General features: G+C 69.7%; 23 protein-coding genes and 1 pseudogene. 13 read left to right on the top strand and 11 right to left on the bottom strand.

Features of this window, described 5'->3' with window-relative positions:
* The first annotated feature begins 6 nt into the window (after positions 1 to 6).
* Both AC1DYN_RS00855 and AC1DYN_RS00850 read left to right on the top strand, forming a co-directional pair.
* On the top strand, positions 7 to 636 hold the full coding sequence (locus AC1DYN_RS00855) for a TRAP transporter small permease (RefSeq protein WP_477957195.1): 630 nt from the start codon (positions 7 to 9) through the stop codon (positions 634 to 636).
* Positions 633 to 1,955, top strand: a complete 1,323-nt coding sequence (locus AC1DYN_RS00850) for a TRAP transporter large permease (protein ID WP_477839655.1) — start codon at positions 633 to 635, stop codon at positions 1,953 to 1,955. Before AC1DYN_RS00855 ends, AC1DYN_RS00850 begins: the two co-directional genes overlap by 4 nt.
* Before the next feature lies 1 nt (position 1,956).
* Here the strand turns inward: AC1DYN_RS00850 and AC1DYN_RS00845 are convergent, their stop codons facing one another.
* The 3 genes from AC1DYN_RS00845 to AC1DYN_RS00835 all read right to left on the bottom strand — a co-directional run bounded on the left by AC1DYN_RS00845 (position 1,957) and on the right by AC1DYN_RS00835 (position 5,215).
* On the bottom strand, positions 1,957 to 3,474 hold the full coding sequence (locus AC1DYN_RS00845) for a UxaA family hydrolase (RefSeq protein ID WP_477957194.1): 1,518 nt from the start codon (positions 3,472 to 3,474) through the stop codon (positions 1,957 to 1,959).
* A 91-nt stretch (positions 3,475 to 3,565) separates the two neighbouring features.
* Positions 3,566 to 4,432: a fumarylacetoacetate hydrolase family protein gene (locus AC1DYN_RS00840; RefSeq protein ID WP_477957193.1), complete on the bottom strand. Its 867-nt coding sequence runs from the start codon at positions 4,430 to 4,432 to the stop codon at positions 3,566 to 3,568.
* Positions 4,433 to 4,459: 27 nt separating this feature from the next.
* Complete coding sequence (locus AC1DYN_RS00835) at positions 4,460 to 5,215, bottom strand: SDR family oxidoreductase (RefSeq protein ID WP_477957192.1); 756 nt, start codon at positions 5,213 to 5,215, stop codon at positions 4,460 to 4,462.
* 190 nt (positions 5,216 to 5,405) lie between these two features.
* On the opposite strand from AC1DYN_RS00835, the gene AC1DYN_RS00830 reads away from it, so the two are divergent.
* From AC1DYN_RS00830 to AC1DYN_RS00805, 6 genes are all read left to right on the top strand, one after another.
* Complete coding sequence (locus AC1DYN_RS00830) at positions 5,406 to 7,079, top strand: long-chain-fatty-acid--CoA ligase (RefSeq protein WP_477957191.1); 1,674 nt, start codon at positions 5,406 to 5,408, stop codon at positions 7,077 to 7,079.
* A 126-nt stretch (positions 7,080 to 7,205) separates the two neighbouring features.
* Entirely contained in the window at positions 7,206 to 7,661 is a 456-nt protein-coding gene (locus tag AC1DYN_RS00825) for a hypothetical protein (RefSeq protein ID WP_477957190.1), read from the top strand.
* A gap of 7 nt (positions 7,662 to 7,668) precedes the next feature.
* A complete protein-coding gene (locus AC1DYN_RS00820; protein WP_477957189.1) occupies positions 7,669 to 8,187 on the top strand; it encodes a hypothetical protein in 519 nt (172 codons plus the stop codon).
* Between the two features lie 153 nt (positions 8,188 to 8,340).
* Positions 8,341 to 9,060 carry a 16S rRNA (uracil(1498)-N(3))-methyltransferase gene (locus AC1DYN_RS00815; protein ID WP_477957188.1) on the top strand — a complete coding sequence of 240 codons (720 nt, stop codon included), beginning with the start codon at positions 8,341 to 8,343 and terminating at the stop codon, positions 9,058 to 9,060.
* Between the two features lie 89 nt (positions 9,061 to 9,149).
* On the top strand, positions 9,150 to 10,535 hold the full coding sequence (locus AC1DYN_RS00810) for a sensor histidine kinase (protein ID WP_477957187.1): 1,386 nt from the start codon (positions 9,150 to 9,152) through the stop codon (positions 10,533 to 10,535).
* 67 nt (positions 10,536 to 10,602) lie between these two features.
* Positions 10,603 to 11,016 (top strand): YidB family protein, encoded by a 414-nt coding sequence (locus AC1DYN_RS00805; protein WP_477957186.1) that lies wholly within the window; start codon positions 10,603 to 10,605, stop codon positions 11,014 to 11,016.
* A gap of 24 nt (positions 11,017 to 11,040) precedes the next feature.
* Here AC1DYN_RS00805 and AC1DYN_RS00800 read toward each other — a convergent pair whose 3' ends face one another.
* The 7 genes from AC1DYN_RS00800 to argS form a co-directional block, all read right to left on the bottom strand.
* Complete coding sequence (locus tag AC1DYN_RS00800; RefSeq protein WP_477957185.1) at positions 11,041 to 12,285, bottom strand: THUMP domain-containing class I SAM-dependent RNA methyltransferase; 1,245 nt, start codon at positions 12,283 to 12,285, stop codon at positions 11,041 to 11,043.
* Positions 12,286 to 12,296: 11 nt separating this feature from the next.
* Complete coding sequence (locus AC1DYN_RS00795) at positions 12,297 to 13,826, bottom strand: RNA polymerase factor sigma-54 (protein ID WP_477957184.1); 1,530 nt, start codon at positions 13,824 to 13,826, stop codon at positions 12,297 to 12,299.
* A gap of 11 nt (positions 13,827 to 13,837) precedes the next feature.
* Positions 13,838 to 14,614: an LPS export ABC transporter ATP-binding protein gene (gene lptB, locus AC1DYN_RS00790; protein WP_477957183.1), complete on the bottom strand. Its 777-nt coding sequence runs from the start codon at positions 14,612 to 14,614 to the stop codon at positions 13,838 to 13,840.
* A complete protein-coding gene (gene lptA / locus AC1DYN_RS00785; protein ID WP_477957182.1) occupies positions 14,611 to 15,234 on the bottom strand; it encodes a lipopolysaccharide transport periplasmic protein LptA in 624 nt (207 codons plus the stop codon). The genes lptB and lptA overlap by 4 nt, the downstream gene beginning before the upstream one ends.
* Positions 15,235 to 15,321: 87 nt before the next feature.
* A complete protein-coding gene (locus tag AC1DYN_RS00780) occupies positions 15,322 to 15,978 on the bottom strand; it encodes a thiol:disulfide interchange protein DsbA/DsbL (RefSeq protein WP_477957181.1) in 657 nt (218 codons plus the stop codon).
* Between the two features lie 81 nt (positions 15,979 to 16,059).
* Positions 16,060 to 16,722, bottom strand: coding sequence for an SPOR domain-containing protein (locus tag AC1DYN_RS00775; RefSeq protein WP_477957180.1), 663 nt, complete (start codon positions 16,720 to 16,722; stop codon positions 16,060 to 16,062).
* Between the two features lie 10 nt (positions 16,723 to 16,732).
* On the bottom strand, positions 16,733 to 18,421 hold the full coding sequence (gene argS, locus AC1DYN_RS00770; RefSeq protein WP_477957179.1) for an arginine--tRNA ligase: 1,689 nt from the start codon (positions 18,419 to 18,421) through the stop codon (positions 16,733 to 16,735).
* A 166-nt stretch (positions 18,422 to 18,587) separates the two neighbouring features.
* On the opposite strand from argS, the gene AC1DYN_RS00765 reads away from it, so the two are divergent.
* Together AC1DYN_RS00765 and AC1DYN_RS00760 are read left to right on the top strand one after the other, a co-directional pair.
* Entirely contained in the window at positions 18,588 to 19,949 is a 1,362-nt protein-coding gene (locus AC1DYN_RS00765) for a serine/threonine-protein kinase (RefSeq protein WP_477957178.1), read from the top strand.
* Positions 19,950 to 20,080: 131 nt separating this feature from the next.
* Positions 20,081 to 20,374, top strand: a complete 294-nt coding sequence (locus AC1DYN_RS00760) for a hypothetical protein (protein ID WP_477957177.1) — start codon at positions 20,081 to 20,083, stop codon at positions 20,372 to 20,374.
* Between the two features lie 4 nt (positions 20,375 to 20,378).
* Here AC1DYN_RS00760 and AC1DYN_RS00755 read toward each other — a convergent pair whose 3' ends face one another.
* A complete protein-coding gene (locus AC1DYN_RS00755; protein ID WP_477957176.1) occupies positions 20,379 to 21,299 on the bottom strand; it encodes a LysR family transcriptional regulator in 921 nt (306 codons plus the stop codon).
* A 226-nt stretch (positions 21,300 to 21,525) separates the two neighbouring features.
* Here AC1DYN_RS00755 and aceB point away from each other — a divergent pair, with 226 nt between their 5' ends.
* The 3 genes and pseudogenes from aceB to AC1DYN_RS00740 all read left to right on the top strand — a co-directional run.
* Positions 21,526 to 23,109 carry a malate synthase A gene (aceB, locus tag AC1DYN_RS00750; protein WP_477957175.1) on the top strand — a complete coding sequence of 528 codons (1,584 nt, stop codon included), beginning with the start codon at positions 21,526 to 21,528 and terminating at the stop codon, positions 23,107 to 23,109.
* A 534-nt stretch (positions 23,110 to 23,643) separates the two neighbouring features.
* Positions 23,644 to 24,627 carry a lipase family alpha/beta hydrolase gene (locus AC1DYN_RS00745; protein ID WP_477957174.1) on the top strand — a complete coding sequence of 328 codons (984 nt, stop codon included), beginning with the start codon at positions 23,644 to 23,646 and terminating at the stop codon, positions 24,625 to 24,627.
* Positions 24,624 to 25,339: pseudogene (locus tag AC1DYN_RS00740) on the top strand (hypothetical protein); the annotation flags it as partial. The gene AC1DYN_RS00745 and the pseudogene AC1DYN_RS00740, both read left to right, overlap by 4 nt.

The following is a 25,339-nucleotide window of genomic DNA, read 5'->3' as shown; positions in this document are numbered from 1 at the left end:
CCGGCCATGGGTGCCCTGTTGAACCGCTTCCTCGACCACCTCGAGGAATGGCTGATCGCGGCCCTGATGGGCGCCGCGACGCTGCTGATCTTCGTCGCGGTGGTGCACCGCTACGCCGCCGCCGCGCACTACCCGGCCGTGCTGCAGCCGGTGCAGGATTTCCTGCTCGGCCTGAACCTCAGCTGGGCGCAGGAGCTGTGCATCTACATGTTCGTGTGGATGGCCAAGTTCGGCGCGGCCTACGGCGTGCGCCACGGCACCCACGTCGGCGTCGACACGCTGGTGCGCGCACTGCCGCCGGCCCAGGCGCGCTGGCTCACGCTGGCCGGGCTGCTGGGCGGCGTGGTCTTCACCGCGGTGGTCGGCACGATGGGCGCGGTGTTCGTCTGGGACAACGGCTTCCACCACGCGCTGTTCAGCACCTTCGGCTGGGACGTCGGCGACGTGCCCGAGGGCCCGACCTCGCCCGACCTGGAGGTGCCGACCTGGATCCCGTACGCCTGCATCCCGCTCGCGTCGTACCTGATGTGCTTCCGTTTCCTGCAGGTGATGTGGGCCTTCTGGCGCCGCGGCGAGCTGCCGCACCACGAGGTGGCTCACGTGGAAGGTCTGGACGAGGCGGAGGCCGCAGCATGAATGCATTGATCATCTTCGGCCTGCTGGTGCTGCTGATGCTGACCGGCATGCCGGTGTCCATCGCGCTGGGCCTCACGGTGCTGGGCTTCTTCTTCGGCATGACCAACGAGCCGATCGCGTCGATCGGGCTCAAGCTGTTCTCGGGACTGGAGAAGTTCGAGATCATGGCGATCCCGTTCTTCATCCTGGCGGGCAACTTCCTGACCAACGGCGGCGCGGCGCGGCGCATGATCCATTTCGCGTCGACGATGGTGGGGCACTTCTACGGCGGGCTGGGCCTGGCCGGCGTGCTGGCCTGCGCGCTGTTCGCGGCGATCTCGGGCTCGTCGGTCGCCACGGTCGTCGCGGTCGGCACCATCTTGCTGCCGGCGATGCAGAAGGCGGGCTACCCGAAGCGCTTCTCGGCCGGCGTCATCACCACCTCGGGCGCCTTGGGCATCCTGTTCCCGCCGTCGATCAACCTGGTGATCTTCTCGATCGCGACCAACGGCATGAACGCCACCGGGCCGGACGGCCAGCCGGTGGCCACCGCGTCGGTCGGCGACCTGTTCATCGCCGGCGTGCTGCCGGGGCTGCTGCTGTCGCTGCTGCTGGGCGTGACCACCTGGTACCGGGCCCGCAAGTTCGACTACCCGCGCCTGCCGCGCGCCAGCTGGGGCGAGCGCTGGAAGGCCTTCCGCGAGGCGTTCTGGGGCATCGCGCTGATCGTCATCGTGATCGGCGGCATCTACTCCGGCATCTTCACGCCCACCGAGGCGGCGGCCATCGCGGCGGTGTATGCGTTCGTGATCTCGGTCTTCATCTACAAGGACCTGAAGCTGCGCGACGTGCCCAAGGTGCTGCGCAACGCGGCGGCGATGAGCTCGATGCTGCTGTACATCATCACCAACGCGGTGCTGTTCTCGTTCCTGCTGACGTCCGAGCAGATCCCGCAGTCGATGGCGGCGTGGATGACGGGCCAGGGCTTCGGCGTGGTGGTGTTCCTGCTGCTGGTCAACATCATCCTGCTGGTGGCCGGCAACTTCATGGACCCGTCGGCCATCGTGCTGATCATGGCGCCCATCCTGTACCCGGTGGCCTGCAAGCTGGGCGTCAACCCGATCCACCTGGGCATCCTGATGGCGGTCAACATGGAGGTGGGCATGTGCCACCCGCCGGTCGGGCTGAACCTGTACGTCGCATCGGGCATCAGCAAGATGGGCATCACCGAGCTGACGATCGCGGTGTGGCCGTGGCTGCTGACGATGATCGGCTTCCTGGTGCTGGTGACCTACTGGCCGGCCTTGTCCCTGACCTTGCCGCACCTGCTCGCGCGCTGAGCTACATCACCGCCCCGAACTGCCACGGCACGAATTCGTTCTGCCCGTAGCCGTGGCGTTCGCTCTTGGTCGGCTCGCCCGACGCGGTGGCCAGCATCTGCGCGAAGATCTGCTCGCCCAGCGCGGCGATGCCGATCTCGCCGTCGACCACGCTGCCGCAGTTGATGTCGATGTCGTCCTGCTGGCGCTGCCACAGCGCGGTGTTGGTCGACAGCTTGAGCGACGGTGACGGCGCGCAGCCGTAGGCCGAGCCGCGGCCGGTCGTGAAGCAGATCAGGTTGGCCCCGCCGGCCACCTGGCCGGTCGCGCTGACCGGGTCGTAGCCCGGCGTGTCCATGAACACCAGGCCGTGCGCCGTCACCGGCTCGGCGTACTCGTAGACGTCGACCAGGTTGGTGGTGCCGCTCTTGGCGATCGCGCCGAGCGACTTCTCGAGGATGGTGGTCAGCCCGCCGGCCTTGTTGCCGGCCGACGGGTTGTTGTCCATCTCGGCATGGTTGCGCGCGCAGTGGTCTTCCCACCAGCGCAGCCGCGCGAGCAGCTTGCCGGCGACCGCGGGCGACACCGCGCGCCGCGTCAGCAGGTGCTCGCCGCCGTAGATCTCGGGCGTCTCCGACAGGATGGCGGTGCCGCCGTGGCGCACCAGCAGGTCGACCGCGGCGCCCAGTGCCGGGTTGGCGCTGATGCCCGAGTAGCCGTCGGAGCCGCCGCATTGCAGCCCGACGCACAGGTGGCCGGCGCCGACCGGCCGGCGCGCGACGCGGTTCGCGTCGGGCAGCATCTGCTGCACCAGCGCAATGCCGCGCGCGACTGCCTTCGCGGTGCCGCCGGCGTCCTGGATGTTGTAGCTGTGCAGCCGCGGGCCGTCGTCGCCCAGGCCGATGCCGGCGATCTGGTTGGTCTCGCAGCCCAGGCCCACCATCAGCAGCGCCGCGAAGTTCGGGTGCCGGGCGTAGCCGGCCAGCGTGCGGCGCAACACCTGCAGCGGTTCGCCCTCGCTGTCGGTGGCGCAGCCGGCGCCGTGGGTCAGCGCGACCACGCCGTCGACGTTCGGGAAGCCGGCCAGCGCCTCGGGGTGGATGTCGCGCCGGAAATGGTCGGCGATCGCACGCGCGACGGTGGCCGAGCAGTTCACCGAGGTCAGGATGCCGATGTAGTTGCGCGTCGCGATGCGGCCGTCGGCGCGCACGATGCCCTGGAAGGTGGCCGGCGCGGCGACGAAGTCGGTCGGGTGTGCGTCCTCGCCGGTCGCGGGGTCGCGCTCGAAGTTCGAGAACTCCAGGTTGTGCGTGTGCACGTGCTGGCCGGCGGCGATGGCCTGGCGCGCGATGCCGATCACCTGGTTGTAGCGGCGCACCGGCGCGCCGGCCGCGATGTCGCGCACCGCGAGCTTGTGGCCGGGCGGGATCAGCCCGATGACGGTGACGCCTTCCGCGTCGATGCGCGTGCCCGACACCAGCTGCCGCCGCGCGATGACGACGTCGTCGGCGGGATGGATGCGGATGGTGGGGGCAGTCATGGAGTGGCATGCGGGCCGAGCGCCGGGCCGCCCCAAGCCGGCCCGCATCCCCTCGGGGGATCGACCGGTGTACTCGCCGGGCGAGGGGTTGTCATACGCCGTCGATCAGCTCCGGATTCCACGCATGCACCGTCTGCCGCTGCTCGCCCAGGCCCTGGATGCCCAGCCGCATCGTGTCGCCCGCCTTCAGGTAGAGCTGCGGCTTCTGCCCCATGCCCACGCCGGGCGGCGTGCCGGTGCTGATCAGGTCGCCCGGATGCAGCGTCATGAAGCGGCTCACGTAGCTGACCAGGTGCGCCACGTTGAACACCATCGTCTTCGTGCTGCCGTTCTGGAAGCGCTTGCCGTTGACCTCGAGCCACATCGACAGGTTCTGCGGGTCGGGCACCTCGTCCTTCGTCACCAGCCACGGCCCGACCGGCCCGAAGGTGTCGCAGCCCTTGCCCTTGTCCCAGGTGCCGCCGCGCTCGAGCTGGTACTCGCGCTCCGACAGGTCGTTGACGACGCAGTAGCCGGCCACGTGGTCCAGGGCCTCGGCCTGCGACACGTAGCGCGCGGTGCTGCCGATCACCACGCCCAGCTCGACCTCCCAGTCGCTCTTCACCGAGTTCTTCGGCAGCACCACCGGGTCGTTGCAGCCGATCAGCGCGCTGATCGCCTTCATGAAGACCACCGGCTCGGCCGGCACCGGCTGCCCGGACTCGGCCGCGTGGTCGGCATAGTTCAGGCCGATGCAGATGAACTTGCCCAGGCCCGACCAGGGCGGCGCGATGCGGCCCGGCCGGGCGACCAGCGGCAGCGTGGCCGGGTCCAGCTCGTGCAGGCGCTTCAGGCCGTGCGGGCTCAGCGTGGCGGCGCTGATGTCGGGCAGCACGCCGGAGAGGTCGCGCAGCTGGCCGTCGGCGTCGACCAGCGCCGGTTGTTCGGAGCCCTTGGGGCCGTGTCGCATCAGTTTCATGGACGTCTCTTCACTGAAGTGGAATGATCAATTGGACCAGCCGCCGTCGATGACCTGCGCGGTACCCGTCGTAAAACCCGACTCGTCGGAGGCGAGATACACCGCCAGCGCGGCGATCTCGGCGGTGCTGCCGACGCGCCCGATCGGCTGGCGCGCCACGAAGGCCGCCTCGACCTGCGCGACCGTCTGGCCGCTGGCGCTGGCCTGTGCCTCGATGCGCTGGCGCAGCGACGGCGACTCGACCGTGCCCGGGCAGATCGCGTTGCAGCGGATGCCCTTGGCGACGAAATCGGCCGCGACCGACTTGGTCAGCCCGATCACCGCCGCCTTGGTGGTGCCGTAGACGAAGCGGTTCGGCGCACCCTTGATGCTGCCGGCCACCGAGGCCACGTTGATGATGGACCCGCCGCCGTGCGCCAGCATGGCCGGCAGGGCGGCGCGGATGGTGCGGTACATCGAGCGCACGTTCAGGTCGAACGAGAAGTCCCAGGCCGCGTCGTCGCATTCGAGGATGCTGCCGGCATGCACGAAGCCGGCGCCGTTGAACAGCACCTGCAGCGGCCCGAGCCCGGCCACCAGCGACTGCACCGCCGCGCCGTCGCGCACGTCCAGGTGGTGCGCGGTGATGCCGGGGATGCGCGACAGCTCGGCCAGCGCGGCATCGTTGATGTCGGTGGCGACGACGCGCGCGCCTTCGCGCGCGAAGGCTTCGGCGGTGGCGCGGCCGATGCCCTGGCCGGCCGCGGTGACGAGGGCGGCCTTGCCGGCCAGTCGCTGGGTCATGGGTGCGATCCGTCTGAAAGTTGGATTGGTCTGGTGGTCTGACCAATTGACGAGGAGCCTAAGTGAAGCTCAACCGGGCGTCAATCGTGGCGCACCCGGGAACCTGCCGGGAGGCATGTCATATCGAAAGACCTTAGCGGTGCCTTGTAAGGGTTAAGACAGAATCGCGCGTTCGTTCCCGGAGGATTCGATGGAAAAGACCTGGCTCAAGCAGTACCCCGCTGGGGTGCCCGAGCACATCAACGTGGATCAGTACACGTCGCTGACCGCGCTGATCGACGAGAGCTTGAAGAAGTACGCGGCGCTGCCGGCGTACAAGTTCATGGGCAAGGCCTTCACGTTCCGCGAGGTCGACGAGGCCTCGCGCGCGTTCGCGGCCTACCTGCAGACGCTGGGCCTCGAGAAGGGCGACCGCGTCGCCATCATGATGCCCAACGTGCCGCAGTACCCGATCGCGGTCGCCGGCATCCTGCGCGCCGGCCTGGTGGTGGTCAACGTCAACCCGCTGTACACGCCGCGCGAGCTGGAGCACCAGCTGAAGGACTCGGGCTCCAAGGCCATCCTGATCATCGAGAACTTCGCGACCACGCTGCAGGCCTGCGCGGCCGCGGTGCCGACGAAGAAGGTCATCCTCGCGAGCATGGGCGACATGCTCGGCTTCCCGAAAGGCCTGATCGTCAACTACGTGGTGCGCAACGTGAAGAAGCTGGTGCCGGCCTTCGAGCTGCCCGGCGCGGTGCGCTACAACGACGCGATCGCGGCCGGCAAGCGCGCCAGCTTCAAGCCGGTGCCCGTCAAGCTCGACGACATCGCGGTGCTGCAGTACACCGGCGGCACCACCGGCGTCAGCAAGGGCGCGGTGCTGCTGCACCGCAACCTGGTGGCCAACACGCTGCAGGCCGAGGCCTGGTACCAGCCGGCGCTCAAGCGCATCCCGGCCGGCGAGCAGAGCATGACGGTGTGCGCGCTGCCGCTGTACCACATCTTCGGCTTCACCTCGAACATGATGCTGTCGCTGCGCACCGGCGGCTGCAACATCCTGATCCCGAACCCGCGCGACATCCCGGCCGTGTTCAAGGAGCTGTCGGCACACCGCTTCCACAGCTTCCCGGCGGTCAGCACGCTGTTCAACGCGATGGCCAACCATGCGCAGTTCAACACCGTCGACTGGAGCCACCTGAAGATCTCGGTCGGCGGCGGCATGGCGGTGCAGCAGGCCGTGGCCAAGCTGTGGCTCGAGAAGACCGGCTGCGCGATCTGCGAGGGCTACGGCCTGTCGGAGACCTCGCCGTCGGCCACCTGCAACCCGACCGACAGCACCGCCTTCACCGGCACCATCGGGCTGCCGCTGCCGTCCACCGAGCTGACGCTGCTGGACGACGACGGCAACGAGGTGCCGCTGGGCACGCCGGGCGAGATCGCGATCCGCGGCCCGCAGGTGATGGCCGGCTACTGGCAGCGCCCGGACGAGACGGCCAAGGTCATGACGGCCGACGGCTTCTTCCGCWCSGGCGAYATCGGCAYSRTGGACGSCAACGGCTACKTCAAGATCGTCGACCGCAAGAAGGACATGATCCTGGTGAGCGGCTTCAACGTCTACCCGAACGAGGTCGAGGACGTGGTCACGCAGATGCCCGGCGTGCTCGAGTGCGCCGCGATCGGCGTGCCCGACGCGAAGGCCGGCGAGGCGGTCAAGCTGGTGATCGTGCGCAAGAACCCGGCCCTCACCGAGGCCGACGTGCGCGCCTACTGCGAGGCCAACATGACCGGCTACAAGCGGCCGAAGGTGATCGAGTTCCGCACCGAGTTGCCCAAGAGCCCGGTCGGCAAGATCCTGCGACGGGAGCTGCGTGACAAGACCTGATTTCGTACCCGGTGAGTTCCCCACCGCGGGACTCATGCTGCTAAATTCGGGCGGCGCAGCGTTGTTGCGCTGCGTCATGGGGGACTTCACGTGATCTGGCAGAAGACTGACGCGGGACGGATCGAGATGACGGCACGCGCCCTGGTGAAGGAGCGCGCGCAGCGCAACCTGCTGCTGCTGATCGACGGCGCCAAGTCCGAGGACATGCTGCTGGCCAACGTGGTCGGCGTGACGATCGAGGATTTCCGTGCGCTCGAAGGCATGGGCCTGATCGCGCCGGTGGCCGGCAGCGGCAGCTCGCGCACCAGCCCGCCGCCGGCCATCGCGGCCTCCGCACCCGCCTCCACGGTGGGGACGCCGGTCGACCCGGGCGAGCTCGACTATGCCAAGTTCACCGCTGCGCTGACGCAGATGATCTCGGCCGAGCTCGGTCTGCGTGGCTTCACGCTGACGCTGGCGGTCGAGAAGGCCAGCACGATCGAGGAGCTGCGCGACGTCGCCGACCGCACCATCGAGCAGATCCGCGCGCGCAAGGGCGAGCCGGCGGCGCACAAGGCACGGCGCACGCTGTACGGCGGCTGACCGGCCGATGAGCCTGTGGCGCCTGCTGGCGCGCACCGCGTGGCGCCTGCTGCGCGGCGCGCTGCTGCTGTTCGCCGCGCTCGTCCTGTTCGTCGAGGAATGGGGCTGGCGGCCGCTGACGGCCTTCGTCGCGCGTCTCGCCGCCTGGCCGCCGCTGGCCCGGCTCGAGGCCCTGCTGCGCGGCGCGCCGCCGCGCGTCGCGCTGGCGCTGTTCCTGGTGCCGGCGATCGCGCTGTTCCCGATCAAGCTGTTCGCGCTGTGGGTGATCCACCGGGGCCATGCGGTGCTGGGCGTCACGATCATCGTGGTGGCCAAGCTGCTGGGCACCGCACTGGTCGGGCGGCTGTTCATCCTGACCGAGTCGCAGCTGGTGCGCTATGCGTGGTTCGCCCGCGCACTGGCCTGGTGGCGCGCGACGAAGCAGCGCGTGATGGACGCGCTGCGCCGTTCGGCGGTGTGGCGCGGCGCACGCCGCATCAAGTCGCGCTGGCGCGCCTGGCGCCGGCGGGCAACCCGCTCGCCCTGAGCTTGTCGAAGGGTCGGACTGAGCCTGCCGAAGGCCTCGTGGAAGCGTACCGGAACCTCCGGCGCGCTGCGGCAGCAACCCTTCGACACGGGCCTTCGACGAGCTCAGTTCCTGCTCAGGGCGAACGGTTCGTGGGTGAGGCAAACTCGCGCCATGCCTCCCCGCTTCCATGTGCCCGAGCCGCTGCAGGCCGGCCTCGAACTGAGCTTGCCCGCCGGCGCCGCGCGCCATGTCCAGGTGCTGCGCCTGCAACCGGGCGATCCGCTGACGCTGTTCGACGGCGCCGGCGGCGAATGGCAGGCCAGCGTCACCCAGATGGGGCGCAGCGAGGTGCGGGTGCGGTTGCAGGCCCACGTCGCGATCGAGCGCGAGCTGCCGCTTGCGGTGACGCTGGCGGTCGGCATGCCGGCCAACGAGCGCATGGACGGGCTGGTCGAGAAAGCCACCGAACTGGGCGTCGCCGCGATCCAGCCGCTGATGACCGAGCGCTCGGTGCTGCGCCTGCAGGGCGAGCGCGCCGACAAGAAGGTCGCCCACTGGCAGGGCGTGGCCGCCGCGGCCAGCGAGCAATGCGGGCGCACGCGCGTGCCGGTGATTGCACCGGTGCGCAGCCTGGCGGACTGGCTGCGCGCCCTGCCGCCGGGCGGCGAGCGGCGCTTCGTGCTGAGCCTGCGCACGCCGCAACCGTTCAGTGCGCAGCGCGCTGCCGCCGTCACCTTCCTGAGCGGGCCGGAGGGCGGGCTCAGCGAAGCCGAGGAGGCGCTGGCCGCCGCGGCCGGCTTCGTGCCGGTCAGCCTCGGGCCGCGCGTGCTGCGCGCCGACACCGCGCCGCTGGCGGCGCTCGCCCACCTCGCGCTGCAGCCTCCCGCCTGACGCGGCCGCGGCCGCTTAGTGGTTAGTCCTAGCCGCGCCGGCCCGCGAAGCATCGTCCACTGCGCGAAGGACATGCAGCAGGGGGGCTCGTGCAGGCAGTCGAGGCATTCGCGTTGGCCGGTGCATGGTCGCTGGGTGCGCTGGCGCTGCTGCACGCCATCGTGTGGCGCGCCGAGCGGCAGCGCTGGTCGCTGCTGTTCGCGGCCGGCTACGCACTGGTCGCGCTGGTCTACGTCTTCGATGCCCGGCTGCAGGCGGTGGCGCAACAGCCGAACCCGATCGCCGTGGCGATGACGGCCCCGGCGGTCGTGTTCATCACGCTGGGCATGATCGACTACGCCGGGCCGGCCGCGCCGATCGCCGCGCGGCTGCGCGCGCTCGCCGTGGCCGTCGGCACGCTGACGCTCGCGCTCGTGCTGCTGAAGCTGATGCCGCGCATCGTCGGCTTCACGGTCTACAGCGGCTTCATGCTCGGCCAGGCCGTCCTCGCGCTGGCGGCGCTGCGCCGCGAGCCGCGCCGCGGCCATGCGCTGGTGTTCAGCGCGTTGATGCTGTACCCGGCGGTCGTGGGGGCCGCGTGGCTGGGCTTGGTCGATGTGCAATGGCTGCGCTATGCCGTGATCCTGCCGACCGCGGTGTCGGGCGCGACGGTGCTGACCACCGGCCTGCTGCGCGCGCAGCAGCGCGCCGCCGAGGAACTGCAGCGGCGCGAACGCGCCGAGGCCGCGCTGCAGGCGCTGAACGAATCGCTGGAGCAGCGCGTGGCCCAGCGCACTGCCGAGCTGCGCGAGATGGTGGAGTGCCTCGAAGGCTTCAACCGCAGCGTCTCGCACGACCTGCGCGGGCCGCTGGGCGGCATCGCCGGCGTGTCGCGGTTGGCGGCCGAGGCGCTGGAACGCGGCGACGAGGCGACCGTTCGGCGCCTGCTGCCGGTGATCACCGGGCAGGCCGAGGCCTCGGCGCAGCTGGTGGGCGACCTGCTCGCGCTGGCGCGCGTCGGCGACACCGACCTCGCACCGCAGCCGCTGGACCTGCAGGCCTTCGTGCACGACACGCTGGAGCAGATGCGCCTGGCCGACCCGCAGGGCGCTGCGCTGCCGGTGCGCGTCGGCGCGCTCCCCACCGTCGCGGCCGACCCGGGCCTGCTGCGGCAGGTGTACGTGAACCTGCTGGGCAACGCGATCAAGTTCTCGCGCGAGTCGGCGCCGCCCCAGGTCGAGGTGGGCGCGTTCGCCGAGAACGGCGAGCAGGTGCTGTTCGTGCGCGACAACGGCGTCGGCTTCGATCCCGGCGAGGCCGGGCGCCTGTTCCAGCCGTTCCAGCGCCTGCACGGCCAGCGTTTCCAGGGCCATGGGGTGGGCCTGAGCATCGTCAAGCGCATCGTTGAGCGCCATGGCGGGCGGCTCTGGGCGCAGGGCACGCCGAACGGCGGCGCGACCTTCTACTTCAGCCTGGGGGGATCGGCCTCCCGCTGACGTGGCCTGCCTTGTGCCGGACACGGCGCGCGCCCAGAATCGGCCTCTCGTCTGCAAGGAGCCCATCATGGGATTGCTCGATACCGTCGCCGGCATGGTTGCCGGCCAGGGGGGTGGGGGTGGCAACCAGGCGGCACTCGTCAGTGCGCTGGTGTCGATGCTGAGCAGCAACGGGCCCGGAGGCGGGCTGGCCGACCTGGTCTCGCGCTTCGAGCAGGGCGGGCTGGGTCACGTGATCGGCTCGTGGGTGTCGACGGGGCAGAACCTGCCGGTGTCGGCCGACCAGCTGCAAAGCGTGCTCGGCTCGGGCAACCTGGGATTGATCGCCGAGCAGCTCGGGTTGTCGCACGGCGAGGCGGCGGACCAGCTGTCGAAGGTGCTGCCGCAGGTGGTCGATCACCTGACGCCGCAGGGGCAGCTGCCGGCCAGCACCGGCATGGGCGACATCGGCAGCTTGATCGGGCAGTTGCTGAACCGGTGACGGCGTCCCGGATTGGCATCCGGGCTACGGGCGCGCTGAACCTGCCACCAGGTCGAAGCGGAACAGGCGGCACTCGATCGGGCCGTTCCACATCGGCACGCGCTTCGATTCCTTCAGCCGCATCGCGCCGGGCAGCTTCATGTCCGGGCTCAGCACCCAGGCGGTCCAGCCGCCGGGGTGCTGCGTGTAGGCGCGCTTCCAGTGCGCCGACAGGCGCGGGAAGAAGTCGTCGACCAGCGCCTTGTTGTCGCCGTCCTGCGGGTCGGGGCGGGCCTGGGCGCGCGCCTTGCCGGCCACCTCGATGCGCTCGCCATACGGCGGGTTGATCATCAGCGTGCCCGGCAGCCCGGCCGGCAGCGCCGGTGCGGGGCGCTCCAGCGCATCGCCGCCGTTGAACTGGATCGCCTGCTCGACCCCGGCGCGCTGCGCATTGCGGCGCGCGAAGTCGACCATGCGGAACGACACGTCGCTCGCATGGATGGGCACCGCGCTCGCGTGGATGCGCGATTGCGCATGGCTCTTCAGGCGCTGCCACTGCGCGCGCATCTCGGCATCCGCGAACGGCAGCAGGCGCTCGAACGCGAAGCGGCGCTTCAGCCCGGGGGCGATGCCGCAGGCGATCTGCGCCGCCTCGATCGCGATCGTGCCGGAGCCGCAGCACGGGTCGTGCAGCGCGCCCCCGGCCTCGGGCGTGCCGCGCCAACCGGCGGCGGCCAGCATCGCGGCCGCCAGCGTCTCCTTCAGCGGCGCGTCGCCCTTGTCCTCGCGCCAGCCGCGCTTGAACAGCGGCTCGCCCGAGGTGTCGACGTAGAGCGAGGCACGCTGCTCGCCGACGTGCAGCAGCAGCGGCAGGTCGGGGTGGCGCGTGTCGACGCTCGGGCGCGTGCCGGTGGCCTCGCGCAGCTGGTCGCACACCGCGTCCTTGATGCGCAGCGCGGCGAAGTTCAGGCTGCGCAGCGGGCTGCGCTGCGCGGTGGTGTCGACGCGCAGCGTGTGCTCCGGCGTGATCCACTGCTGCCAGTCGACGCCGCGCGCGAGCTCGTACAGGTCGGCCTCGTCGCGGTACGGCCCTTCGGCCACCTCGGCCAGCACGCGCTGCGCAAGCCGGCATTCGAGGTTCAGCGTCATCACCTCGGACGGGTCGCCATCCAGCGCGACGCCGCCGCGCGCGGCATGCACCTTCGCGGTCGGCAGGATGCGCATCACCTCCTCGGCGAGCAGCGATTCGACGCCCGCGGCGCACGGCAGGAACAGGGGGAGGGCACACATGGCGGGACAGCTCAGAGGGCTTTGCGGAGATTGGCCGGCGCGATCTTGAGGGCCTCGCGGTACTTCGCGACCGTGCGCCGCGCCACCTGGATGCCCTGCTCCTCGAGCATGTGGCTCAGCTGGCTGTCCGACAGCGGCTTGGCCGCGTCTTCGGCGCTCACCAGCTGCTTGATCAGCGCGCGCACCGCGGTGCTCGACGCGTTGCCGCCGGCCTCGGTGTTCAGCGACGAACCGAAGAAATACTTCAGCTCGAAGGTGCCGAACATCGTCGCCATGTACTTGGCGGTGGTGACGCGCGAGATGGTCGACTCGTGCAGCCCCAGCTCGTCGGCGATCTCGCGCAGCACCAGCGGCTTCATCGCGATCTCGCCATGCGTGAAGAAGCTCTTCTGCCGCTCGACGATGGCCTGCGACACGCGCTGGATGGTGTCGAAGCGCTGCTGGATGTTCTTCATGAACCAGCGCGCCTCCTGCAGCCGCGAGCTGAGCGCGCTGCCGCTGCCGCCGGAGCCGCGGCCCTGGCGGATCGCCTGCGCGTACAGGTCGTTGATGCGCAGCTTGGGCATCACGTCCGGGTTCAGCACCACCTTCCAGTTGCGGCCGGACTTCTGCACGATCACGTCGGGCACGATGATGTTGGCCTCGGCGCGCGCGAACGGCCGCCCCGGCTTGGGCTCCAGGCCCACGATCAGCGCCTGCGCCTGCTTGATCAGCTCTTCGTCGGCGCCGGTCGCGGCCATCAGCTTCTTCATGTCGCGCCGCGCCAGCAGGTCCAGGTGCTGCTTGCAGATGATGATCGCGATCATCTGCGCTTCGCAGCGCTCCTGGGTGCGCAGCTGCAGCGTCAGGCATTCGCCGAGGTTGCGCGCACCGACGCCCAGCGGCTCCATGTTCTGCAGCCATTTCAGCGCGCACTGCAGCCGCTCGAGGATCTCTTCCTGCTGCTCGGGGTCGCCGGCCAGTTCGGCGGCGATCTCCTCGAGCGTGTCGGCGAGGTAGCCGTCGTCGTCCAGCGATTCGATCAGCACCGTGATCGCGGCCGCATCCTCGGCGCTCACGCGCATGCCCAGCAGCTGCTCGCGCAGGTGCTCCTGCAGGCTCGGCGCCTGCGGGTTGCGGTCCTGGCCCTCGAAGTCGTCGTCGGAGGCGCTGTTGCCGCTGGCCGAGCTGGGCGTCTCGCGGATGCCGTCGAAGTCGTCGCGCTCGGTGCCGTTCTCCCAGTCCTCGCGCTCGGTGGCACCGAACTCGGCGCCGTCGACGCCGGCCGCTTCGTCGGGTGCGGTGTCGCTCGAGGCCTCGCTCGCGGCGCTGCTGTCGGCCTCGCGCTCGGCGTTGCGCTCGGCCGGCGTCAGGCGCTCGGCCAGCGGTTCGAACACCGGTGCCGCGTCTTCCTCGGCCTCGAGGAAGGGGTTGGCTTCCAGCATCTGCTCGACCTCTTGATGGAGTTCGAGCGTGGAGAGCTGCAGCAGCCGGATGGACTGCTGCAATTGAGGCGTCAACGCCAGGTGCTGCGACAGGCGAACCTGCAGTGAGGGCTTCATGTGCTCGGCCCCTACATGCGGAAGTGTTCGCCGAGGTACACCTTCCGCACATCGGCGTTGTCGACGATCTCGGTCGGCGTGCCCTCGGTGAGCACCCGCCCCTCGCTGATGATGTAGGCGCGGTCGCAGATGCCCAGCGTCTCGCGCACGTTGTGGTCGGTGATCAGCACGCCGATGCCACGGCTCTTCAGGAAACCGATGATGCGCTGGATCTCGATCACCGCGATCGGGTCGACGCCGGCGAACGGCTCGTCCAGCAGGATGAAGCGCGGCTGCGTGGCCAGTGCGCGCGCGATCTCGACGCGCCGGCGCTCGCCGCCCGACAGCGCCGGTGCCGGGCTGTCGCGCAGCTTCTCGATGCTCAGGTCGTTCAGCAGGTTGCCGAGCAGCTTGTCGACGGTGGCCTTGGGCAGCTCCTTGCCGTCCGGGCCGCGCTGCAGCTCGAGCACGGCGCGGATGTTCTCCTCGACCGTCAGCTTGCGGAAGATCGAGGCTTCCTGCGGCAGGTAGCTCAGGCCCAGGCGCGAGCGCTGGTGGATCGGCAGGCGTTCGACGCGCTGGCCGTCGATCAGGATCTGGCCGTCGTCGGCACGCACCAGGCCGACGATCATGTAGAAGCTGGTGGTCTTGCCGGCGCCGTTGGGGCCGAGCAGGCCCACCACCTCGCCGCTGCGCACCGACAGGCGCACGTCCTTCACCACCTTGCGCGCGCCGTAGGTCTTCTGCAGCCCGACAGCTTCGAGCCGGCTCGCGCCGGCCAGCGGATCGATGGCGGGGACCGCGCTCACGGCCGGGCTCCCGAGGCGGGCTGGGAGGCGGCTTCGGCGGCGGCGGGCGTGCCTTCCTTGGGGGTGAACACGTAGCGCACGCGGCCGGTCGGGTTGTTCGGCGTCACCGCGGCGCTGCCGCCGGCGACGGTGAACAGCTCGGCCGTGCCGTCGTAGGTGATCAGCGCGCCGGTCACCTCGTCGGCGACGGCGGTGCCGCGCAGGCGCCGCACCGAGGCCTTGCTGACGAAGCGGATCGTGTCGAGCTTGCTGTCGTACTCGAGGCGCTCGGCCTCGCCTTCGATGAACTCGTTCAGGCCTTCGCGCTTCTGGCGGAAGCTGGCCGGCTGGCCGGCACTGCCGATGGCCAGCGCCGACTGGTAGCCGTCGGGGCTCTCGCGCACCTCGATGCGCGCCGCCTTGATCAGCATCGTGCCCTTGCTGACCACGACGTTGCCGTTGAAGACCACCAGCTGGTTGATCAGGTCGACCTTGCCGGGCTGGTCGGATTCGACCTCCATCTTCTTCAGGCGATCGGCGCGCTCGGCCTGGGCCGGCAACGCCGCCATCAGGGCGCAGGCCGCGGCGAAGAACGCCAGGCGGCGGCTGGAAGTCAGGAGGGTGTAGGTAAGTGGCGGCATGGCGGCATGAAACTTGCAGGCCATTCTAGCCACAGTTTCATGCCATCTGCGTTACCAGTTGAAGTCGGTTCCGGACCGACTCCGGGGTCAGCCGCCCGAGCGCGACTTCTGGATCAGGAAATCGGTGACGCGCAGCATGCCCTCGTTGGTGCCGGCCAGCGAACCCGAGGTGAAGTAGCGGCCATTGATGCCCAGGGCCGGCACGCCGTCGAGCTTGTAGGCCTCGCCCAGCTTGCTGGCCTGCTTGATCTTGGTCTGGGTCGAGAACGAGTTGTAGGCCTCGAGGAACTTGGCCTTGTCGATGCCGTTCTTGTCCATGAAGGCGGCGATCTCGTCCGGCTTGTCCAGGCGCGCATGCTCGTTGTGGATCGCGTAGAACACCTTGCGGTGCATCGCTTCCACCTTGCCCATCGATTCGAGCGCATAGAAGATGCGCTGGTGGGCCACGAAAGGCTCGTCGCGGAAGGCGACCGGCACGCGGCGGAACACCACGTCGGCCGGCAGCTTCTTCTGCCAGGCGTCCAGCGCCGGCTCGAAGGCATTGCAGTGCGGGCAGCCGTACCAGAAGAACTCCACCACCTCGATCTTGCCGGGCGCGGACGTCGGCACCGGTTGTCCGAGCTTCACGTAGTTCGTGCCTTCGACCGGGGCGCCCTGCGCCTGGGCGCCGGTGCCGGCCGCGAGGCCGAGGGCGCCGAGGCCGGCGGCCCCGACCAGCTGTGCCGAGAAATCGCGACGGTTCATGTTCAAGTCCAAAAGTGTGTAAGGGTCAACGACGAGCGGTGGAGTCGGGTCGGATAGGAAAGTTCAGCCTACTTCGGCGCGCTACTTCTGGACACGCACCAGCGCCGACTCCACGCCCACCCCATCCAGCTTTTCCTTCGCCAGGTCGGCGTCTTCCTTCTTGTCGAACGGGCCGAGCCGGACGCGGTACATCGTGCGCCCGGACTGCTCGCGCTCGGTGATCCTGGCCTGCATGCCCATCAGGCCGAGCTTGGCGCGCTGCTGTTCGGCATCCTCGACGCGCCCGAAAGCGCCTGCCTGGACGAAGTAGCTCAACGCGTCGGAGCCGGGTTTGGTGGACGCCGTCAGCCCGGCCGGTGCACTGGCGGCGGCCGTGGCCCGGCCCTCGAGGATCGCGGCCGGGTCGCGCGCGTCCTTGCGCGGCGTGCTCGCGACCGGCGCCGGGGTCGCGGCGGTGGTGGACGGCACCGAGGGCGGGAAGGCCGGGGCCGGCGCGGCGACCACGCCGCTCGCGGCCTGGCCGAGCGGCTTGACCGGCGTCTTGCCGGACAGCGAGCTGTTCGGGTCCCAGTTCTTGTTCTTCTCCGCCTCGGCCGCGTCCTGCTCGGCCGTGCGCTGCGGCACCTTGTTGATGAAGGGCACCGGCACCTTGGCGATGTACAGCGCCACGCCCAGCGCGAGCGCCAGGCCGATCAGCAGGCCGACGATCAGCCCCAGGACAAAACCGCCACGTTGGCTTTTCATGCGTTCTCCATTACATCCGGTCGGGGGCGGCCACGCCCAGTACCTGCAGCGCATTGCGCAGCACCTGGGCGGTGGCGGCCAGCAGCGCGAGGCGGGCGCGCATCAGCGGGGGCTGGTCGGGCAGCAAGAAGCGCTCGGCCCCGTAGTAGCTGTGGAAGGCGCTGGCGACGTCGCGCAGGTAGAACGCGACGTCGTGAGGCGCCAGGTCGGCGGCGGCGCGCGCCAGCACCTGCGGGTACTCGGCCAGCTTCAGCAGCAGCGCGGCCTCGGTCGGCGCGGTCAGCAGCGACAGGTCGGCCTGCGGCAGCGCGGCCAGGTCGCCGCCGTGCTCGGCCACCCAGTCGCGCAGCACCTTGCTGATGCGGGCGTGCGCGTACTGCACGTAGTACACCGGGTTCTCGTCGTTCTGCTTCAACGCCAAGTCGATGTCGAACGTGAACTCGGTGTCGGCCTTGCGGCTGATCATGAAGAAGCGCACCGCGTCGCGGCTGGTCCAGTCGATCAGGTCGCGCAGCGTCACGTAGCCGCCGGCGCGCTTGGAGATCTTCACCTCCTCGCCGCCGCGCATCACCGTGACCATCTTGTTCAGCACGTAGTCGGGGTAGCCGGCCGGGATGTTCTCGCCGGCCGCCTGCACGCCGGCGCGCACGCGGGCGATGGTGCCGTGGTGGTCGGTGCCCTGCACGTTGACCACCTTGGTGAAGCCGCGCTCCCACTTGTTGATGTGGTACGCGACGTCGGGCACGAAGTAGGTGTACGTGCCGTCGGACTTGCGCATCACGCGGTCCTTGTCGTCGCCGTACTCGGTGGTGCGCAGCCACAGCGCGCCGCCGTCCTCGAAGGTCTTGCCGGCGGCCACCAGCCGCGCCACCGCCTGCTCGACGCGCCCGCTGGTGTACAGGCTCGATTCGAGGAAGTAGTTGTCGAAGCGGATGCCGAAGGCCTGCAGGTCCAGGTCCTGCTCGTGGCGCAGGTAGGCGACCGCGAACTGGCGGATGCCGTCCAGGTCGTCCGGATCGCCGGAGGCGGTGAACTCGCGGTCGTCGGACCGGACGGTCTTCTTCGCGAGGAAGTCGTTCGCGATGTCGGCGATGTACTCGCCGTTGTAGGCCGACTCCGGCCACGCGGCCTCGCCCGGCTTCAGGCCCTTCAGCCGCGCCTGGGTCGATGCGGCCAGCGTCGCGATCTGCACGCCGGCATCGTTGTAGTAGAACTCGCGCGTCACCTGCCAGCCCTGCGTGTCGAGCAGGCTGCAGATCGCGTCGCCGAGCGCGCCGCCGCGCGCATGCCCGACGTGCAGCGGCCCGGTCGGGTTGGCCGAGACGAACTCGACCATCACGCGGCGTCCGTTGGCCGGCTGGCGGCCGAAGCCATCGCCGGCGGCCAGGATCTCGCCGATCACCGCCTGCTTGGCGGAATCCTTCAGTCGCAGGTTGATGAAGCCCGGGCCGGCGATCTCGAGGGCTGCGACGTGGCGCTGCACGGCGGGCTGCCGGTTCAGCGCGTCGACCAGCGCCTGGGCCAGTTCGCGCGGGTTCTTCTTCAGCGGCTTGGCCAGCTGCATCGCGAGCGTCACGGCCAGGTCGCCGTGCGAGGCCTGCTTGGGCAGCTCGAACGCGACGGGCAGCGTGCTGTCGGGGGAAACGTCGGCAACCGCTGCGGCCAGCGCCTGCAGCAGTTCCTGTTGGGCTTGGATCATGGCGGCGATTCTAAGTGGCGGCCCCATGCCCGTCGGCCGTCCCGCGGACGAAGTCCATGGCCCGGATAAGCACCGCCTTTTGTGTTCAATTTGGCACACATGGCCCCGGCGACGGTGCCAAGATGCCAATCTCGGTCTCTCGGCGTTCGCGCCGGCACAGCATTCCATGAGCCTTCCCCTCGCCACCGCCGAAGCCGCCACGACGTCCGGCCTGCCCTTGCCGGCGCAGGTCGGCAAGTACCCGGTGCTGCGCCGCCTGGGCGAGGGTGCGACCAGCGAGGTCTTCCTGGCCCGCGACGAATTCCACCAGCGCGACGTCGCGATCAAGCGCGTGCGCGCCGGCGCCGTCAACGATCCGAACGACGGCCGCTTCTTCGAGCGCTTCTTCGCCGCCGAGGCCGCGCTGGTCGGCCGGCTGCAGCACCCGAACGTGGTGCAGATCTTCGACGCGGTGGCCGACCCCAACGAACCCTACCTGGTGATGGAGTACGTGTCGGGCCACACGCTGCGCCAGTATTGCCGCGCCGACCAGCTGCTGCCGCTGGAGCTGATCGTCGAGATCGGCTTCAAGTGCGCAATGGCGCTGGGCTACGTGTTCCGCCAGGGGCTGGTGCACCGCGACGTGAAGCCGGCCAACATCCTGGCGGTCATCAGCAACGGCAGCATCACCGACGTCAAGGTGACCGACTTCGGCAGCGTGCTGAACATGTCGGCCGAGACCACGCAGGTCTACCGCGTCGGCTCGCTCGCCTACATGGCGCCCGAGCAGCTCGACGGCGCCTCGCTCGACAGCCGCGCCGACATGTATTCGCTCGGCGCGGTGCTCTACCACCTGATCGCCGGCCGTCCCCCGTTCGATGCACCGTCGCAGTCGGCGATGATGAACCAGGTCTACAACGCGATGCCGGTGCTGCCGAGCCTGCTGCGCGCCGGCGTCGGCGACGGCGTCGACGCRGTCATCGTGCGCGCGCTGGCCAAGCGCCCCGAAGACCGTTTCGCCAGCTGGGACGAATTCGCGCAGGCGCTGTCCGGGCTGATCGTCAACCACCAGGTGCCGCGCGGCCAGCTGCAGGGCGTGCTCGATTCGGAGCGCTTCAACCTGCTGCGCACGCTGGATTTCTTCTCCAACTTCGGCGACGTCGAGCTGTGGGAGGTGGTGCACCGCGCGAAATGGCAGCGCTACACCTTCGGCCACGCGCTGTATCGGCGCGGCGAGGAAACCCGCAACTTCCACATCATTGCGCAGGGCGAGGTCGAGGTGTTCCGCGACGGCACCAAGGTGGCCCAGCTGGGCGCCGGCACCTCGGTGGGCGAGATGGTCTACCTGGCGCCCAGTGCCGAGTTGCGTCGCCACAGCACCGACGTGATCGTCACCGAGTCGGCCACCACCATCACCTTCACGCCCGACACGCTGGCCCAGGTCAGCCCGGGCTGCCGCCACCTGTTCGACGAGGCCTTCATCCGCGTGCTGGTGCGCCGGCTGCATGCCGCCCACGAGGCGCTGGCCCACCCGCGGCGCATTCTTTGAGCCCCGTCAAGAGCGACATGTTGTGACATGAACGGACGCATGTTGACCCAAGCTCACGCTTGATCACATTCGGAACAGGTGCTTCAATCCGGGCCGGCGACACACCGTTCGCCGCACCCCGGAGGAATCCCATGAAGAAACTGAGCACCCTGCTGGCCCTGGGCCTGATTGCGCTGTCGAACGTGGCGTTCGCGGCCGACGCGGCGACCTGCGAGGCGAAGGCGACCGACAAGAAGCTCGCCGGCGCGGCGAAGAACAGCTTCATGAAGAAGTGCGAGCGCGAGGCCAAGGCCAGCGAGGCCGGCGCGGCCTGCCAGACGCAGGCGGCCGACAAGAAGCTGAAGGGCGCGGCGAAGAACAGCTTCGTCAAGAAGTGCACCAAGGATGCGTCGGCGCCGGCCGCCGCCGCTTCGGGCGCCAAGTAAGCCTTCAGCGCCAGTCCACGGCGTCGCGCCAGTAGGCGGCGTCGCCGTAGGTGTGCTTGAGGAAATCGATCCACAGGCGCACCCGCAGCGGCAGGTGCTTGCGCTGCGGGAACACCGCATAGATGCCGTTCGGCGGCGCCGCGAAGTCGTCCAGCATGCTGACCAGCTGACCGCTCGCGACTTCGCCCTCGACCTCCCAGGTCGAGCGCCAGGCAATGCCCAGCCCGGCCAGGCACCAGTCGTGCAGCACCTGGCCGTCGCTGCAATCGAGCCGGCCGCTCAGCCGCAGGTGCTGCACCTGCCCGTCGATCGTGAAGGCCCAGCCGCGCGTCTGGCTGGCATCGCTGCTGAGCGTCAGGCATTCGTGGCGCGACAGCTCGTGCGGCTCGCGCGGCGTGCCGGCGCGCTTCAGGTAGGCCGGCGTCGCGACGCACAGGCGCCGGTTGTCGGCCAGCCGCACGCTGACCAGGCTGCTGTCGGGCAGCTCGCCGACACGCACCGCGCAGTCCACGCCCTCGTTGACGATGTCGACCAGCCGGTCGCTCAGGTTCAGCGACACGCTGACCTCCGGGTGCAGCGCGAGGAAGCGCGGCACCAGCGGCGCGACGTGGCGGCGGCCGAAGCCGGCCGGCGCCGTCAGCCGCAGGTAGCCGGCCGCCTTGACGCCGCCGGCGCTGACGCTGGATTCGGCATTCGCCAGGTCGGCCAGCAGGCGCTGGCAGTCCTCGAGGAAGGCGCTGCCTTCGTGGGTCAGCGTGATGCGCCGCGTGGTGCGCACCAGCAGCTTGACGCCCAGCCGTTCTTCCAGCGCGTCGATGCGCCGGCCGATGACCGCGGGCGCGACCCCTTCGGCATGGGCCGCGGCGGTCAGGCTGCCTTTTGCAGCCACCGATACGAACGATTCGATCTGCTTTAGCCGATCCATGGCGCGGGATTATGCGCGCGGAAGTCAGCAATCCCGGCGCAGCGCTATGTCGAAGCCCACCTGGCAGCGGTGCGCGAAGCGGCCGTGGCGCTCACGGCGCAGCTGGGGGGCCAGTTCCCGGCTTGATTCATGGCATCCAGGTCACGAATCCAGGGCGTCACTGGCTATTAATCTTCAACCAAGTCTCCAATAGAGTCTTGGGATTCGTTATTCCAGGAGGATTCCCATGAGCAGCCTTTCCCTGCCGCAAGGCATGCAGATCAACGCGCCCATCCTGCCGGGCTTCGAGACGGTGCTGACGCTGCCGGCCCTGGAACTGGTGGCCAGGCTGCACCGCGCGTTCGAGCCGCGGCGCCAGCAGCTGCTGGCCGCCCGCGTCGAGCGCACGCAGCGCCTGGATGCCGGCGAGCGCCCCGATTTCCTGCCGGAGACGGCACACATCCGCCACGGCGACTGGCAGGTCGCGCCGATCCCGAAGGCGCTGCACTGCCGGCGCGTCGAGATCACCGGCCCGGTCGACGCGAAGATGGTCATCAACGCGTTCAACTCCGGCGCCGACAGCTACATGACCGACTTCGAGGACAGCAACTCGCCGTCGTGGTCCAACCAGATCCAGGGCCAGATCAACCTGTCGCAAGCCATCCGCCGCACGCTGACGCTGGAAGCCAAGGGCAAGACCTACAAGCTGAACGAGAAGATCGCGACGCTGCAGGTGCGCCCGCGCGGCTGGCACCTGGACGAGAAGCACGTGACGGTGGACGGCCAGCGCGTGCATGGCGGTCTCTTCGATTTCGCGCTGTTCATGTTCCACAACGCGAAGGAGCAGCTGGCGCGCGGTGCCGGGCCGTACTTCTACCTGCCGAAGCTCGAAAGCCACCTCGAGGCGCGGCTGTGGAACGACGTGTTCGTGATGACGCAGGCCGAGCTGGGCCTGCCGCAGGGCACGATCAAGGCGACGGTGCTGATCGAGACCCTGCTCGCGGCCTTCGAGATGGACGAGATCCTGTACGAGCTGCGCGAGCACAGCGCGGGCCTGAATGCCGGCCGCTGGGACTACATCTTCAGCTGCATCAAGAAGTTCAAGGCCGACCGCAGCTTCTGCCTGGCCGACCGCGCCAAGGTCACGATGACGGCGCCGTTCATGCGTTCGTACGCGCTGCTGCTGCTGCAGACCTGCCACAAGCGCGGCGCGCCGGCGATCGGCGGCATGAGCGCGCTGATCCCGATCAAGAACGATCCGGAGAAGAACGCGATCGCGATGGGCGGGATCATTGCCGACAAGAAGCGCGATGCGGACGACGGCTACGACGGCGGCTGGGTCGCGCACCCGGGCCTGGTCGAGCCGGCGATGAAGGAGTTCATGGCGGTGCTGGGCGACCGGCCGAACCAGTTCGACAAGCAGCGGCCGGACGTGAAGGTGAGTGCCGCGGACCTGCTGGACTTCAAGCCCGAGACGCCGATCACCGAGCACGGGCTGCGCATGAACATCAACGTCGGCATCCACTACCTGGGCGCCTGGCTGGCCGGCAACGGCTGCGTGCCGATCCACAACCTGATGGAGGACGCGGCCACGGCCGAGATCAGCCGCTCGCAGGTGTGGCAGTGGATCCGCTCGCCGAAGGGCGTGCTGGACGATGGCCGCAAGGTCACGGCCGAGATGGTGCGGGCGCTGGTGCCCGAGGAGCTGGCGAAGATCAAGGCCGGCGGCTTCGAAGGCAAGTTCGACCGAGCGGCGGAGATCTTCACGCAGATGAGCACGCAGGATGAGTTTGCAGAATTCCTGACGTTGCCTCTCTACGAGGAGATCTGATTTCGCCTGGACTGGCTTGGTGCGGGCAAAGCCGCGGGCGTGCAGGCTGGGGCGCGCCGGATGGAGCGGTCATCGCCCCTGGCGGGGCGATGACTCCCCTGCGCTGCCTGCTTTCAAGGCCCGTCGCCGAAACTCCCGCCGCTCGCTTCGCTCGCTGTGGTCAAACAGTCGGCGACAGTCAGATCACGAAGCGTGCTGCGCACGCGGGCCTTGAAAGCAGACAGCTCCGGCGCCCCATCCTTATTGGCGCTCCCCAGCCTGCCCGCCCGCGGCTTTGCCGAACCAGTGGTTTGGTGCAGAGATCCCGGGTTGTCACCCGGGCTACGGTCCCGGACCATCCGACGCCTGCCTCCGGGAAAGTCCGGTGACGATTTCAGGGCCACTCCTCTTTTAAAACACGAACGTTCGTTCGAGACTCCGCGTCGGCCGCATGTTTTGCAGGCAGTTCGCAGGATGTTCGGTCCCGCGTGCGCACCGCCCGGCACTTGCCGAAGGCGCGCATGACGATCCAAGAACCTTCAGGAGACAAACTCGATGAACCTGCAGACTCGCCGCGCGATGCGGCTGCCCTTCCTGTCGCGCGTCGCTTTCCCGCGCGCCCTCGGCGTCATCGCGCTGGCCGCGGGCCTGGCGCTCGGCGCCGCCCCCGCCGCCCGTGCCGCCGACACCTACACCAAGACGCAGTACCCGATCGTGATGGTCCACGGGCTGCTCGGCTTCGATGCCATCGGCCCGGTCGACTACTTCTACGGCATCCCGGCCGCGCTGCGCTCGGGCGGCGCCACGGTGTTCACGCCCAGCGTGTCGGCCGCCAACTCCAGCGAGGCGCGCGGCGAGCAGCTGCTGCGCGAACTGCGCGCGCTGAAGGCCGCCTACGGCTACCCGAAGTTCAACCTGATCGGCCACAGCCACGGCGGGCCGACGATCCGCTACGTGGCCGCCGTCGCGCCCGAGCTGATCGCCTCCGTCACCACCGTCGGCGCGCCGCACGCCGGCAGCAAGACGGCCGACGCGATCCAGAACCTGACCTCGTGGACCGGCACCACCGGCGCGGCGGCCGCCATCGCCGACGCGCTGGCCGCCACCATCTCCTTCCTGTCCGGCTCGCCCAGCCTGCCGCAGAACTCGCTCGGCGCGCTGCAGTCGCTCAACACCGCCGGTGCGGCCGACTTCAACCGCCGCTTCCCGCAGGGCGCGCCCTCCTCGGCCTGCGGCCAGGGCGCCGGGGTGGTCAACGGCGTGCGCTACTGGTCGGTCGGCGGCACCAGCGTGCTGACCAACGTCTTCGACGTCAGCGACACCCTGCTCGCCGCCACCAGCGTCTTCTTCGGCTTCGAGCAGAATGACGGGCTGGTCGGCCAGTGCTCCAGCCATTGGGGCGTGGTGCTGAAGGACAACTACGCCTGGAACCACCTCGACGAGGTCAACCAGGCCTTCGGCATCCGCGGCCTGTTTGCGCAGGACCCGGTGTCGTTCTACCGCAGCCAGGCCAACCGGATGAAGGGGGCCGGATTGTGAGCGACCGGCCGGCAGCCCTCTTCGCGGTGTCGGCCGCAGGCCTGTGCCTGGCGCTGGGCGTGCTCGCATGGCGGCTCGCGCCGTCCGCGTCGCACGCTGCGCGCCCGGCCGAGCCGCGCTTCACCGAGTGGCGCGACAACCCGTTCGCCGCCGGCGTGCCCAGCGATGCGGCGGCGTACAACGAGGCCGCAAGCCGTGCCGCCGAAGCCGCGCAGGCCCGCGTCGCGCGGCTGTGGGTCGACGGCTCGCTGCGCGGCACCGACCTGGATGGCGACTGGGGCCTGTGGGCGGGCGACAAGCTGCAGCCCAGCCTGTCGCTGCGCCGTCGCTTCGACTACCTGCTGACCGGCGTCGGCGAGGTCGAGCCGGGCGAGCTGCGCCATTGGATCGAGCAACAGCTGACGCTCGAGCGCGGCATCGACGCGGCGCGCCAGGTGCTGGGCGTCTGGGACCGCTACCTCGCGCTGCAGCAGCGCCRCTTCACGACCGCGTGGAAGCCGGACGAGCCCGCCAGCTGGGGCGCGGTGCTGGCCGAACGCTCGCAAGGACGGCGCGAGCTGCTGGGCGCGCCCTGGGCCCAGGCCTTCTACGCCGACGAGGAACGCGACTTCAGCGCGCTCGCGGCCCGCCGCGCCACGCCGCAGCCCGAAGCCGCGCCGGCCGCGCCGCTGCTGACGCCGACCGCGGCCCAGCAGACGCCCGAGCTGCAGGC

This window comes from Rhizobacter sp. P2_D12, assembly GCF_056404395.1.
Note: the sequence above shows the minus strand (reverse complement) of the source record. Positions and strands in the feature narration are given on the sequence as shown.

Excerpts from the sequence above, each read along its gene's own strand:
- AC1DYN_RS00850 (WP_477839655.1), top strand. The coding sequence starts at position 633 with ATGAATGCATTGATCATCTTCGGCCTGCTGGTGCTGCTGATGCTGACC.
- AC1DYN_RS00795 (WP_477957184.1), bottom strand. The coding sequence starts at position 13,826 with ATGAAGCCCTCACTGCAGGTTCGCCTGTCGCAGCACCTGGCGTTGACG.
- AC1DYN_RS00820 (WP_477957189.1), top strand. The coding sequence starts at position 7,669 with ATGAGCCTGTGGCGCCTGCTGGCGCGCACCGCGTGGCGCCTGCTGCGC.
- AC1DYN_RS00745 (WP_477957174.1), top strand. The coding sequence starts at position 23,644 with ATGAACCTGCAGACTCGCCGCGCGATGCGGCTGCCCTTCCTGTCGCGC.
- argS (WP_477957179.1), bottom strand. The coding sequence starts at position 18,421 with ATGATCCAAGCCCAACAGGAACTGCTGCAGGCGCTGGCCGCAGCGGTT.
- lptA (WP_477957182.1), bottom strand. The coding sequence starts at position 15,234 with ATGCCGCCACTTACCTACACCCTCCTGACTTCCAGCCGCCGCCTGGCG.
- AC1DYN_RS00800 (WP_477957185.1), bottom strand. The coding sequence starts at position 12,285 with ATGTGTGCCCTCCCCCTGTTCCTGCCGTGCGCCGCGGGCGTCGAATCG.
- AC1DYN_RS00825 (WP_477957190.1), top strand. The coding sequence starts at position 7,206 with ATGACGGCACGCGCCCTGGTGAAGGAGCGCGCGCAGCGCAACCTGCTG.
- AC1DYN_RS00760 (WP_477957177.1), top strand. The coding sequence starts at position 20,081 with ATGAAGAAACTGAGCACCCTGCTGGCCCTGGGCCTGATTGCGCTGTCG.
- AC1DYN_RS00815 (WP_477957188.1), top strand. The coding sequence starts at position 8,341 with ATGCCTCCCCGCTTCCATGTGCCCGAGCCGCTGCAGGCCGGCCTCGAA.
- AC1DYN_RS00775 (WP_477957180.1), bottom strand. The coding sequence starts at position 16,722 with ATGAAAAGCCAACGTGGCGGTTTTGTCCTGGGGCTGATCGTCGGCCTG.
- AC1DYN_RS00755 (WP_477957176.1), bottom strand. The coding sequence starts at position 21,299 with ATGGATCGGCTAAAGCAGATCGAATCGTTCGTATCGGTGGCTGCAAAA.
- aceB (WP_477957175.1), top strand. The coding sequence starts at position 21,526 with ATGAGCAGCCTTTCCCTGCCGCAAGGCATGCAGATCAACGCGCCCATC.
- AC1DYN_RS00840 (WP_477957193.1), bottom strand. The coding sequence starts at position 4,432 with ATGAAACTGATGCGACACGGCCCCAAGGGCTCCGAACAACCGGCGCTG.
- AC1DYN_RS00855 (WP_477957195.1), top strand. The coding sequence starts at position 7 with ATGGGTGCCCTGTTGAACCGCTTCCTCGACCACCTCGAGGAATGGCTG.
- AC1DYN_RS00845 (WP_477957194.1), bottom strand. The coding sequence starts at position 3,474 with ATGACTGCCCCCACCATCCGCATCCATCCCGCCGACGACGTCGTCATC.
- AC1DYN_RS00835 (WP_477957192.1), bottom strand. The coding sequence starts at position 5,215 with ATGACCCAGCGACTGGCCGGCAAGGCCGCCCTCGTCACCGCGGCCGGC.
- AC1DYN_RS00805 (WP_477957186.1), top strand. The coding sequence starts at position 10,603 with ATGGGATTGCTCGATACCGTCGCCGGCATGGTTGCCGGCCAGGGGGGT.
- AC1DYN_RS00780 (WP_477957181.1), bottom strand. The coding sequence starts at position 15,978 with ATGAACCGTCGCGATTTCTCGGCACAGCTGGTCGGGGCCGCCGGCCTC.